This is a genomic window from Pseudomonas sp. FBCC-B35, assembly GCF_059133755.1.
On record NZ_CP101439.1, the window covers coordinates 2,593,291 to 2,606,113 of the forward strand.

8 protein-coding genes are annotated in these 12,823 nt (G+C 58.5%); 7 read left to right on the forward strand and 1 reads right to left on the reverse strand.

Features of this window, described 5'->3' with window-relative positions; translation table 11 throughout:
- The first annotated feature begins 19 nt into the window (after positions 1 to 19).
- Both mapR and NMB38_RS11870 read left to right on the forward strand, forming a co-directional pair.
- Complete coding sequence (gene mapR, locus NMB38_RS11865; RefSeq protein WP_059183962.1) at positions 20 to 1,429, forward strand: GntR family transcriptional regulator MpaR; 1,410 nt, start codon at positions 20 to 22, stop codon at positions 1,427 to 1,429.
- A gap of 484 nt (positions 1,430 to 1,913) precedes the next feature.
- On the forward strand, positions 1,914 to 3,557 hold the full coding sequence (locus tag NMB38_RS11870; RefSeq protein WP_050587321.1) for a PAS domain-containing sensor histidine kinase: 1,644 nt from the start codon (positions 1,914 to 1,916) through the stop codon (positions 3,555 to 3,557).
- 16 nt (positions 3,558 to 3,573) lie between these two features.
- Here NMB38_RS11870 and NMB38_RS11875 read toward each other — a convergent pair whose 3' ends face one another.
- Positions 3,574 to 4,320 carry an SDR family oxidoreductase gene (locus tag NMB38_RS11875; RefSeq protein ID WP_028687497.1) on the reverse strand — a complete coding sequence of 249 codons (747 nt, stop codon included), beginning with the start codon at positions 4,318 to 4,320 and terminating at the stop codon, positions 3,574 to 3,576.
- Positions 4,321 to 4,878: 558 nt separating this feature from the next.
- On the opposite strand from NMB38_RS11875, the gene icmH reads away from it, so the two are divergent.
- The 5 genes from icmH to NMB38_RS11900 all read left to right on the forward strand — a co-directional run bounded on the left by icmH (position 4,879) and on the right by NMB38_RS11900 (position 12,719).
- Positions 4,879 to 5,673, forward strand: a complete 795-nt coding sequence (gene icmH / locus NMB38_RS11880; RefSeq protein WP_236165924.1) for a type IVB secretion system protein IcmH/DotU — start codon at positions 4,879 to 4,881, stop codon at positions 5,671 to 5,673.
- Positions 5,674 to 5,789: 116 nt separating this feature from the next.
- Positions 5,790 to 7,976, forward strand: coding sequence for a type VI secretion system Vgr family protein (locus NMB38_RS11885; RefSeq protein ID WP_482576848.1), 2,187 nt, complete (start codon positions 5,790 to 5,792; stop codon positions 7,974 to 7,976).
- Entirely contained in the window at positions 7,973 to 8,875 is a 903-nt protein-coding gene (locus NMB38_RS11890; protein WP_082693207.1) for a DUF4123 domain-containing protein, read from the forward strand. The genes NMB38_RS11885 and NMB38_RS11890 overlap by 4 nt, the downstream gene beginning before the upstream one ends.
- Positions 8,863 to 11,472, forward strand: a complete 2,610-nt coding sequence (locus NMB38_RS11895) for a T6SS effector BTH_I2691 family protein (RefSeq protein WP_494354791.1) — start codon at positions 8,863 to 8,865, stop codon at positions 11,470 to 11,472. The genes NMB38_RS11890 and NMB38_RS11895 overlap by 13 nt, the downstream gene beginning before the upstream one ends.
- A complete protein-coding gene (locus NMB38_RS11900; RefSeq protein WP_050437963.1) occupies positions 11,472 to 12,719 on the forward strand; it encodes a DUF6708 domain-containing protein in 1,248 nt (415 codons plus the stop codon). Before NMB38_RS11895 ends, NMB38_RS11900 begins: the two co-directional genes overlap by 1 nt.
- The last annotated feature ends 104 nt before the right edge of the window (positions 12,720 to 12,823 follow it).

Genomic DNA, 12,823 nt, shown 5'->3' on the forward strand with positions numbered 1-12,823 from the left:
GCTTCGACAGAAGGCCACAATGAAACGTTACGAACGCTTCGCCGACGACATCGCCGAACTCATTCGCTCCGGCGTACTGGGCCCTGGTGAGCGCGTGCCCTCCGTGCGGTACGCTAGCCAGACGCACGGGGTCAGCCCCTCCACGGTATTCCAGGCGTATTACCTGCTGGAGCGGCGTGGGCTGATCCGCGCCAGGCCGCGCTCGGGCTACTTCGTCAATGCCCATGCGACTCGCCAATTCAGCGAGCCTCAAGCGCTGCACCCGATCAGCGAGTCCACCGATGTGGACGTAAGTGCCCTGGTCTTTTCCATCCTCGACTCGATCAAAGACCCCAACACGGTACCCTTTGGCTCAGCCTTCCCGAGCCCATCGCTATTCCCTCTCCAGCGCCTGTCCCGGTCACTGGCCAGCGCCAGCCGTGCCATGGACCCTCGGGTGGCGGTCACGGATCTGTCGCCCGGCAACCCGCAACTGCGACGGCAGATTGCCCTGCGCTACATGGTCGGCGGACTGATGCTGCCGATGGAAGAACTGCTGATCACCAACGGGGCACTGGAGGCCTTGAACCTCTGTCTTCAAGCTGTCACCCAGCCAGGTGACCTGGTTGCAATCGAAGCGCCCGCGTTTTATGCCTGCCTGCAGGTATTGGAACGGCTCAAACTCAAAGCCGTCGAAATCCCCGTACATCCCCGCGAGGGCATGGACCTGGAGGTGCTCGCCCAAACGCTGCAAAAACACCCGGTCAAGGCGGTGTGGTGCATGACCACGTTCCAGAACCCGGTCGGCGCGAGCATGCCGGAGGCCAAGAAGCAGGCGTTGGTCGAGCTGGTGACTCGCCATCAAGTGCCCCTGATCGAAGACGATGTCTACGCCGAGCTCTATTATGCCCAGCAGGCCCCCAAGCCTGCGAAAGCATTCGATACCCAGGGCCTGGTCATGCATTGCGGCTCCTTCGCAAAGAGCCTCGCCCCGGGCTATCGCATCGGCTGGGTCGCCGCTGGGCGGTTCGCACAGAAGGTCGAGCGGTTGAAGCTCATGACCTCGCTCTGCGCCTCGATGCCGGCCCAGGCTGCCATCGCCGACTACCTGCAGCACGGTGGCTACGATCGGCACCTGCGCAAGTTGCGTTATGCCCTCGAAGGCCAGCAAGCCAATATGCTGGCAGCGATCGGGCGTCACTTTCCGGCACAGACACGTGTCAGTCAACCGTCAGGGGGGTATTTCCTCTGGCTGGAGTTACCGCAACAGATGGACGCGCTGAAGCTGTTCCACATGGCGCTGGCGCAAGGCATCAGCATTGCCCCGGGGCCGATCTTCTCGCCCACCCGGCGCTTCGGCAACTGCATCCGGCTCAACTATGGCAGTCCCTGGAACGAAGGTGCCGAACAGGCAATGGCCACCCTGGGGCGGATCATTCGTTCTTTCTGAGTTGTGCCTTTAACCTCTCATGCACACACGGCTATAGTTGTCGAAATTTCCAAGCCCAATTGCCCGCATGACATCACAAACGACGTTGGACGACCGCGCAGCCTTACAGGCCAGGCTGCTTGAGCTCGAGGCCGAGCACGAGCAGCTGCGCCTGAAGGCTGCTGCGTATGACGCCGTCGTCGAGCAAATCGATGAAGGCCTGTGCATCTTGCAAGTGCTTGAGGATGAGCACGGCCAACTCAATGACTATCGCTACCTGATGTACAACGAGGCCTGCGCCCGCCACACTCTTCATGTCAAAGAGGTGGGTTTGACCGCAAGGCAAACCATTCCTGACGAAGTGGACCAATGGCTCCCACATTTCGCCGAGGTGGCTCGCACGGGTGTGCCCCTGCACTTCGAACAGCGGCTGGCGGTCTCGAATCGCTGGCTGACCTTGAAAGTCAGCCGCCTCGAGCCCGCCTGCGAGCGAACATTGCTGGTTCTGTTCACCGGCAGGCCCGACGAAAACGCTGACGTCAATCAGTTGCAGGCGCTCAACCAGGAACTGGCACAGCAAGTAGACAGAGAGCTTGCCAGTCGCAAGCTGCTGGGCAACTTGGTCGATCACAGCGTTGCCAACGTATTCGCGGCCGATTGCAGCTTCAGGCTGCTGGCGATCAACCGTACCGCGCAGGAAACCTTCAAGCGGTGGCGCGGCCTGGTGCCCAGGGTTGGTGAGTACATCCCCGACTTCATCGCCGACCAGCCGGATATCGTCAAACAATTGAGCGGGCTGTGGCCAAGGATCATGGCGGGTAAGTCTTTCGTGGACACCGTTGCCATTGGCCTGCAATCGGATGTCCGTCACTACGAGGTGCGCTACAACCCGCTGCTCGATGCCGACCAGGTCGTGCAGGGTGGTTTCATGTTCGCCTATGACATCACCGAGCGCGTCGCTGAGCAGCAGCGCCTTGAGCAAGTGGAAGAAACCCTGCGCCAGTCCCAGAAAATGGAGGCCATCGGCCAGCTGACTGGCGGGATTTCCCATGACTTCAACAACTTGCTCGGCAGCATAATGGGTGCGCTGGAGGTTGCCGCTCAGCGGCAGACCGAAGGTCGCTATCCGGATGTTGCCAGGCTCATCGGGTTGGCCAGGCAGGATACGAAGCGGGCGGCTACCCTGGTGCAACGCCTGCTGACCTTCGCCCGGCAACAAAAACTGACCCCACAGACGGTCGACGTCCATGCGTTGGTGACCAGCATGCACGATCTCATCAAGAGCTCGTTGCACGCCAGCATCGAGTTCCAGGACCACACCACGCCTGGACACTGGCTTATCCAGGTCGACCCTTCCCAGCTGGAAAACGCGTTGCTCAACCTGTGCATCAATGCACGCGACGCCATGCCGTTAGGCGGGATGCTGGACATTCGCAACAATGACGTGCGGGTGCAGCCTTCGCTGGCCGACCGTCTTCACTTGCCTGTAGGCGAGTACGTCAGGATTTCTATCAGTGACACCGGCGTGGGAATGAGCAGCGATGTGGCAGAACGTGCCATGGAGCCGTTTTTCACCACCAAGCCACTTGGCCAGGGATCGGGACTGGGGCTACCCATGGTCTATGGCTTCATTCGTCAATCCGGCGGTCAGGTGAAGATCACCAGCACGCCGGGGCAAGGCACGTGTGTGGACCTTTATCTACCCAAGGACACAGGCCAGATCGCGCTGAGCATTGCCAACGTACCAACGCCATCCTGGCCCTCCCGGCAGGACAAACATCTGGTCATGCTGGTGGAGGACGAAGACACGTTGCGTCTGGTGATAGAGGAACTGCTGATTGATCAAGGGATGGAGGTGCGCGCCTTTGCAGAAGGCTCGCAGGCCTTGGAAGCTTTGAGGGCCGGCCTGCAGCCGTCGCTGTTGATCACCGACATCGGCTTGCCAGGCAGAGTCAGTGGCAAGCAGCTGGAAACCGCCCTGCCCGACTCGGCAGCCCTGCTCTACATCACTGGCTATGCCGATGAACAGGGCGTTGCCATGTCGCGTAGGGGTGCAGTGATGTGCAAGCCCTTTGCACTGACCGCGCTGGTCGAACAGGTGGCCCTGCTGCTGGCCGGCCATGACGCTGGCTCGAACAGGCGCGTTTGATGATGCGGGCGGCCGGTTATCTTCCGCCACTTAGGTCGATGAATGTACCTGTCGAATAGGAAGCTTTGTCAGACAGCAGCCAGATGATCGCCTCGGCCACCTCCTCGGGCCGCCCGCCTCGGCCCATGGGCAACCCGGACTCGAGTTTGCAGACCCGATCTGGGTCACCCGAAAGCGCATGAAAGCCTGTATGAATGTAACCGGGCCTGACCCCGTTGACCCTTACACCTTCCGCAGCTAGCTCTTTGGCAAGGCCCAGTGTGAACGTGTCGAGCCCTCCTTTCGAGGCGGCGTAGTCGATGTACTCGTTCGGCGACCCGAGTCGGGCGGCCAGGGATGAGACGTTGACGATGGCCCCGCCATTTCCGCCGTGTCGTGCGGCCATACGCAGTACGGCGTGCTTGGTGCAGAGCATGGGGCCGACGATGTTGGTCTTCATCATGCTGAGCAATCGCGACTCGGTCATGTGCTCGAGACGGGTTTGGGGAGCGATGGTGGCGGCATTGTTTACCAGGGCCGCGATAGGCCCCAGATCTTTATCTATACGCTGAAACATCGCGATAATCTCGGCTTCGCTGCTGACATCGGCGCGCACGGCAATAGCCTTGGCACCCAGGGTACGGACTTGGCTGAGGATGGCTTGGGCAGCTTCATCGTTGCTGAGGTAGTTGATGCACAAGTGGTAGCCATGCCGGGCAGCTAACAGTGCAGTGGCAGCACCTATACCGCGGCTGGCGCCGGTAATCAGGATGACAGGGTTCATAAGGTGTCGAATAGATTGAGGCTGTGGTTTGACGATAGAGGACATTTAAGTAGGTTGCCAGTTAAGCGGGCGGTGATGGGAATGAGCAGGCGAATTTTCAGTTGGGCATTAGTGCTTGAAGTGATCGACTGAACCTTACGCAGGATAAGCGTGCGTTGTCGGCAACACCTAAATTGAAGTCCAAGAACGCTTATAGGAAGTGCGTCTCACAACGAAACTTCCTACGATAAGTTAAGAACATCCCTGCGCGACGAAAACAGCAATTAATAATATAAAAGATGGCAACTGGAACACTGTCCTGATCACCCAATCGCCGCGGTGTGCATGACCGTCCACACAGAGCCATTGCCATGGAACAAACCCGTACGCAGCGTCACGACTTCAGCAACGGGGGGTCGCACGATGCCCAACGCTGCTTCGACTGCCAGAGGCCGGCAACTTTCCATCAGCTCCGTGGCAACGGTCGGCAGCAACGATCGTTCCAGGCAAAGAGGAGTTGGTGAGATGAGGAATGCGAGTAACGATCGTCAGGATGACAACACGGGCCTTTTCGATGCGATGGCTAAGCCAGGAACGGCGGCAGGAAGATCCGTTACTGCCCCCAACACGCGCGCACAGGCACAAATGCCTTCGCAGGGTTACCGCGCCGACCCCGACTTTAAACTACGCGGCGGCTATGCCAACCCCATGCTGGATGCCGCCGCTCCCCTGTTCGGCCTGGTGATTCGCCTGCGCACACTGGACTCACTGCCGAACATCAAGGCCGTGCATCAACAGGTACGCAACCAGATCCACACCATCAGGGAAGAGATGCGCCAGCACGGCTACGAGCACGCTCAGTTGCTCGCGTACTCCTACGGCCTGTGTCTGTACATCGATGGTGCAGTCATGGAACGGCCTTGGGGCAAAGCCAGTTGCTGGAGCCAGGAACCCCTGCTCAGCATCTTCCACGACGAAACCTGGGGTGGGGAAAAGTGCTTCACCGTGCTCTCGCGCCTGATGCAAGAACCCAAGCGTTATCTGGATGCATTGGAGTTCATGTACTTCGCGTTGTGCCTGGGCCTCAAGGGCAGGTACGCCATTGCGCCGAACGGTGAGGCGTCGTTGAACGCCCTTATCCACCAACTCCACGGGACCATCCGTGAACTGCGCGGACCCACGCCAGAACACGTGTGCGATCCCTACCCCCATGTGACTCCCCGTAACTTACGCATGCGCCGGCAATGGCCGTCGTGGAGCCCATTGCTGGTATCTGCCGGGGCCATGGCCGTGGCCTACAGCATCTACAGCTACCGGCTGCACCTGATTACCACTGAGGTGCTGGGTTCGCTGAACGGCATCTTGCAGCAGTGAGTTGCAGAAAGACGCCAACAACTGGCGCAACCGGATCGCCTGACCCCACTGGCGTGCCCCTGGCAGCCAGGGTTACCTGGATAGTTTGAATCTCGACCGGCAGACAAGGATCGCTTATGCCTCGCCAATCTGACCTGCGTTACAGCTTCCAACCCCTGGTTGGCGATGCGGAATTCGAAGTGGTGTCGTTCACACTCAATGAAGGCATCAGTCAGCCATTCACCCTCGAACTGCAGCTGATCAGCCACGAACACGACATCGACTTCGGCCATTTGCTCGACAAGCCGGTGCTGTTCACCCTCTGGAACGGCGCGCGTCCCGTGCGCTACGTGCACGGGTTGGTCAGCCGTTTCACCCAGGCTGAAAGCGGCTTCCACCGCACCTACTATCATGCGCTGGTCGAGCCACGCCTGGCCCGCGCCGGCCTGCGCTCGAACTGGCGTATCTTCCAACACAAGAACGTGCCGCAAATACTGGCGCTGATGCTCAAGCGCCAGGGCATCGACCCGTACGAAATCCACGCCAGCCTGGACCATCAGGTCCGCGAGTTCTGCGTCCAGGCCGGCGAGACGGACCTGGCGTTCATCGCACGCCTTTTAGCCGAAGAAGGCTTCGTCTATCGCTTCGCCCACAGTGAAAAACAGCACACGCTGATCATCACCGATCGGCTGCTGTCACTGGGGTTGATCAGCCATGGCGCCGTCACTGCCGACGAGGAAGACGAAGGCTTTCACGGGGACGATCAGCCCTTGGACGCCCATACCGTCCTGTACCACGCCAACAGCGGTGGGGACCAACCGGTTTTTTGCTTGCGCCGCTTGAACTACAGCGAACAGGTGCGCACGGCAAGCCAGGTTCAGCGTGACTACACCTTCACCAACCCGGCCTACCGCCAGGAACACAGGGCCACGGGCCCGTTCCTGGAGCACCAATCCAGGGACTACGAGTATTTCGACTATCCAGGGCGCTACAAGCGCGATGCCGTAGGTAAACCGTTCACGGAAAACCGGGTCATGGCGTTGCGTCACGATGTGCGGCTGGCGCACGTGCAAGGTGATGATGTGCGCCTGCAACCGGGCCTGAGCTTCACGCTGACCGGTCACCCCAGACGCGACCTCAATGCGCACTGGCGGGTGAACACGGTCACTCACCAGGGCAGCCAGCTCACCAGCCTGCAGGAAGAGGCGACCAATGCCGAGCAGAGCACGCGGTACGCGCTGAGCGCCGTCCTGGTCCCCGGCAGGATCGAATGGCGACCCTCGCCTCTGGCAAAACCGCGCATTGACGGCCCGCACATGGCTACCGTGGTCGGGCCGAAGGGCGAAGAGATCTATTGCGATGAGTGGGGGCGGGTCAAGGTCAGCTTTCCCTGGGATCGCGAGAGCGAGAACAACGAATTCAGCTCCTGCTGGGTGCGGGTGTCACAAGGCTGGGCCGGTGGCAGCTGGGGCTCGATGGCCATTCCGCGAATCGGCCAGGACGTGATCATCCAGTACGTCAACGGTGATCCTGACCAGCCGATGATCACCGGGCGCACGTACTGTGGCAATCAGCTGCCGCCCTACGACCTGCCTGAGCACAAGACCCGCATGACCATCAAGAGCCAGACCCACAAGGGTGACGGCTTCAATGAGCTGCGCTTCGAGGATGAACTGGGACGCCAGGAGGTGTTCATCCATGCCGAAAGGGATCAGAACAATGTGGTCAAGCACGATGAGACGACGCAGATTGGGAACGACAGGTGTGAACGTGTAGCGCGGGATGAGCACATCGATATCGGTCATGACCGACACGAGGACGTGGGCAACGATCAACGTTTGAACGTTGGGAAAGATCATCACTGCCAGATCGGCCAGGATGATGTACTTGAGATCGGACGTCATCGCGTGCTCAACGTGGCACAAGATCGTACGGAGCAAGTCGGTAACAATCGCTATGACAAGACCACAGCCAATCATTCGATAGAAATTGGCGGCCACCTGGAGCAACACGTCGCCGGTCATGTCGAGCTACGGGCAGGGCAAGCGATTCGCCAAGGGACGCAAGTCTTGGAGCTCCAGGCATCAGAAAGCCTGACCATCAGGGCACCCGGCGCAACATTAAGGCTCGACGGCAGCGGCCTTACCATTGACGCCATTGCAATCAACATCAAAGGCCCGGTCGCACAAACCCCAACAGGGCGTTCACATGACCTGGCCATCCGTGCCACGCCAACACCTGGTGAAGCCATCTGCATCAGCTGTTTATTGAAAGCAATCACAGAAGGTCGGAATGTCGTTCGCCTGGAGGGGAACCCGTCATGACAAACACCTTGTCCAAAAAACTTTTTCTTCCTCTGCGACAAGCAGAACGCTACCAACTTAGCGCCGTTCTCGAACTTTCCACATTAGGCCCTGAACAGTTAAAACGCCTTGTCCCACGTGAGCACAGAATACTGCACCCCCTGATGCAACAAGCCGAATTTAGCAACGTGCGTCAGTGCGGCATCGGTTTGTATGCCGTCAAAGGCAAGGCTACAGTACAAAGCCAATCCAACCTTTTCTGGCAATTGAACGAGTTAGCAGCCGATGCCATATGCGGCTGGATCGTCAGCGCATTGCCCACTGCTGCCTTGGCCTCGCACCTGGCGCAAGCCAATACCGTGCTGGGACCTGACGGGCAACGTTATTTACTGCGTTATCACACCGAACACTGCCTACGCGTGCTGCATGGCCGTAAGGATCTGCCTGAACTCGTCGAATGGTTCGCTCCGATCCACAGTTGGTGGGTGCCTTATCCGGACGCCAATGAAGAAATTTGGGGCTGCCTGATGGGCGGCGACAGGCCGGCCACCCAAGCGCTCAAAGACCTCACGCTGGACGCTGCGTGCTGGGAAGCGCTGGCAGTAGACCCCCTCGAACATCGCCTTGCCGATCAATTGAAAACCTCGCTGACCGTCAGTGGGCAAGCCAAACAGTGCCACAGCGTCCGCCTGGGGAGAGTGCGTAAATACCTCAAGGCTGCGCGAGAAGCTGGGTTCATCGAGCAGCAAGACCTGATCACCTACGTCACCCATTTCGCCCTGCTTGGCGACAGATTGACACTCGAGCCCATCTGGCAGACCGCCGTCAAGGAGTCGCTCGAGCAAAGCTTGCCCCTTGATCAACGCCTTCAAACACACCTGCACCGTCTAATTCGCCAGGGGCCCTCATGTTCGATCTGAAGATGCTGATGGAAATCAATCGGCAGAACTGCGAAGCCTTGCAAGACCCTTTATCCATAGGGCCCGCCGTCTCATGCACCCGCACCTTCACCGTTCTGCCATTACGCTATGCCGCCGTGGGCGGTAATCCCCACCAGCGTCAGCAGCTCCCTACTCTGCCCCAACACCTGCGCCACCCGCATCGCACCGCCGCGCTGCATCAGGCGGACTATGCCATTCGCCCGCTGCGTGAAGGTTTCCTGTATGTCATGGAAAAGCGCAGGCTCAGTGGGCAATACAGCCTTCACCCTCCCTACCGAATCGCCGCGAACGGCGCCCTGTCGCTCTTCGACCCTGAACATCCAGAGCCAAAACCGCCTGGCATCTCCACATTCCAGGATGTCGTGCGCGCTATGACCTGGGCATTCACGGTTCATGATCTCGACGACTTGCTAGAGCTTCGCCTGTTCTACAGCCCCGATCCGTTGACCATCGCGGCGCAGCGGCAATTGCTGCGTCGACGCGACCTGCTGCCTGCCGTAGACATAGCGCCCTTCGCCAGCCCCAGCTGCCCAATGCCCAGGCCCTACACGATACGTCATGACCAGTTGAACCTTGTCGCCGACTTTGCCGCGGAATCCAACGACGTGTTGCGCACGCTGTTGGACGCTCAGGTCTTCAGTACACCAAGCATCAGCTCGCTGGCGGCGGCACGGCAAGCCCTGGGTCCCTTGGGCAGTAAACCTGAAGCACGGGGCGTTGCCGTGGTGGTGGAGGACGCCATCGGCATTACCCAGGAACTCAATGCCTGGCGCAACGCTGGCATGGAACACCTCAGGAATTGGCTGGAAGCCAGTACCGAGAACGGTGGCCCCAGTAACGAGCGGAAGGTGTTGGTTGCTCAAGCCTTTAGCGAGCTGCATGAGCAATTCACGGAGCGAAAGGTTGCCGCGTTGGTCGGTCATTATGACAAGGCGCTACGCGCCAGTCTCGCCTACGTCATGCAGGGTTCGCAGTCGCGGCTGGCCGAACTTTGGGAACAGAAAAAAGAGGCCATCTTCGAAATACACGTAGAAAAAGAGAGGCAGAAGCTCGAAATCCTTGCCGAGAACGGCGAGTTTGCCAAACATTTCGAAGACCGCTACCTGCCACTCGTCAACCTGCAAGGTATGCATCGACACCTGGAGACGTTCGAGGCGCAGAGCGCCGAAGCACAACGTCTCGCCGAGTCCAGAGCGGCAGATCACCTCACGTGGTTGAAGTCGTCCGCACTGGTAGACGCACTTGTCCACTATGATGAGAGCGACCTCACCAATGGCTTTTGCTTTGCACATCAAACGGGCCTATGCGTGATAGGCCTCGAAGGCGTGCCAGCAGGCGCAGCATTGCTCGCCCAATGGTGGCGCGCCGACGATATAACCCCTGACAACCTTGCGCTGCGCTCGTTTGTCCTGAACCAACGTGAGATTGCAGAGGCGCTTGCGCGAACACGTACAGCGCTGGACGCACTGGCGCCAGGTAACGACCCTTTTCTTCAGCTGGAGACGGCCCTTAAACAAGCCAAGGAGCTCGCCGCACACTTCAGCCGGCTGGACAGCCATCTGGACCAGCTCGCGCAACATAGCCCCATCAATACTGCTGGCGCGTTGGCCTGGCTTGGGCAGCTGGGGCACCAGAGCCTGTCAGCGGGTGCGCCCGGCAGCGCTGATCGGTTGCTGTACCGACGCCTGAGCACCTACCTCATTGCCTCACTGGGTCAGCAAGCGGTGGAACTGCGCTTGAGTGAGCAGGCGCTGAACGGTAAAACGCCGTCGCCCGGCCGCGTCGCGGCGCCCATCGTACGCCGGCTTGATCAAGCTTATGCCGAGACATTGCACGGGGTGCACGGGAATCAGTTCTATCGTTTGCGGGTCGCCAGCGGATTACTGCTGTTGGAGGCCGGGCTGCTGTTGTTACAAGGCAGGCGGGATGACAAGGACCGACGCTTCTGGAGCGAAGTGACTGCAGCTGCATTTACAAGTGCGGCTGCGGGGATGGAGCTGCTTGCGGTGGGGACTGAACTGACGATTAGAGGCGTTGGTGGGAACAGCGCCACTGCGCGGGGCGCGCACGTTAGCCTGGGTCGGTATCGATTGTGGGGAGCCGGGTTGGCGGCGGCGGGCGCGGTTATAAGTATTAAGTGGGACTTTTCCGATGCCATTGATGCACAAGCAAGATCTAAACATATGTTAGTAGCGGCTCACAGCGTTAGAGCAAGCGCCATCATCACCTTACTTGTGGGGCAAGGGGGTATAGCATTTTCACAGGCGAGTGCGTTCTTCCATTGGCTAGCAATTCTTGATCCTACTGCACGCATAAGCAACTCATACGCAATGTTATCAAGATTATCTGCAAGACTTGCGGCGAACAGGCCTGCTATGCTCTGGCTCAGCCGTTTGGGCTTGATCGGCGGCACCGTCGTGGTAGTCAGTACTGTTGCCTTACTGATACTCGATGAAAGCGCGTTAGAGAAGTGGTGCAGTAAATGCTGCTTCCGCATTAAAAAAACCACCGAAGGTTACGAAAAAGACACGGAAGAACTTGAAGCTTTATTTAGCGCAATCAGAGAGATAGCGTAATGTATTTTTTTGAATGGCTCACATGGCTCTCCTATATTGACCCCAAGGAAGAACGCGATGCTTTTGAGAAAAAGCATAAAAAGATAAAACTCAAGACAGTCTATGAAAACGACGATCAGGAGATGATCACAGCCGCTAAAAATCCAGCCAGCAGCTCACCCAAGAGCCGAGGACCAGTTTATGCTTGCAACGAGCATATACTGGAAATGCGCTACGGCATGTGGGAAAACAAGCGCGGACTCATCAGCATCATCTCGGCCACCATAGTAGCTACGATTACATCATTCGCATACATGTCAGCAACGTCTCTAATTCGACTAGTAGACATAGTTAGAAACGATCAAGGGGAGCCGTATGGAGCCCATATCTTCATAGCAACTCTTACCAGCAGCTTAATGATATTGATCTCCATAATTTATATAAAGTATGGGTTATGTATCACGCGCTTGGAAATGTTTACGTCGCGCCACTTGCTGATTCGATTCAATCGTAGTACCCAACAGGTTCACCTGCACCGTCCTACTTACTGTGGTGGCATCGTCACACTTCCTTGGCACGGAGTCACGTCCAACGGCTCGAATATAAATTACGCTGCTGCCGGTGGTGTAGGCCTACCTTTGGTGCTTATGTGGCCACCGTCGTTCGCCGGCGCCCTCCATCCAGAACTCGCCCACGTAGGCAAAGCCGCCAACAACTTCACGGAGCTGCAATCCGAGTGGGAGTTCATCCGCCGCTTCATGGACGAGGGCCCGGAGGACCTGCCCCGCCCACCTATGACCTCGCACTTCCCCTGGCCCTGGCAAGCCTTTACCCCTCAATTCGAAGGCCTGACCCACTACTTTCGAAAATCCTCTCGAATCATCAAACTCGGCCTGGTCTTGATCTCGCCCGCCTTCCTGATCATCGGCACCGGCCATTGGCTAAGCCTGATGCTGTGCTGGAAACCGCGCTGGCCCAAGATCATTCGTGAAGCCGGTTTGCCCGGGAAACCCGTTCCGCCATTGACCACCGTCAATGACTATCCACCGGCCATTCAAGAGCGGTTACGCGAAAACGCTTACCTCTGGGCCGTTCGCCCAGGTAAACGCCCGGAGAGGAAGAAACGCACCTCGACTCGGCGGCTAAAGACCGAAGTAGAAACTTCGACTGCCCAAATGAGTAGGCCCCGTGAAGCCCCCGTGATGATCAGCCATGACGATGCAGTGAAGAGCAGAAGCGCGGACTCAAAAAACATCGGCTCCCCATGAAATTCTCTTTAGGGCTGCTGTGCAGCCCATCGAGGTCGGTCCGGCGCTCCGGCAAGACCGCTCCTACTGGGCTCCGGTATTTAGCAAAACACCGGTCACGCAAC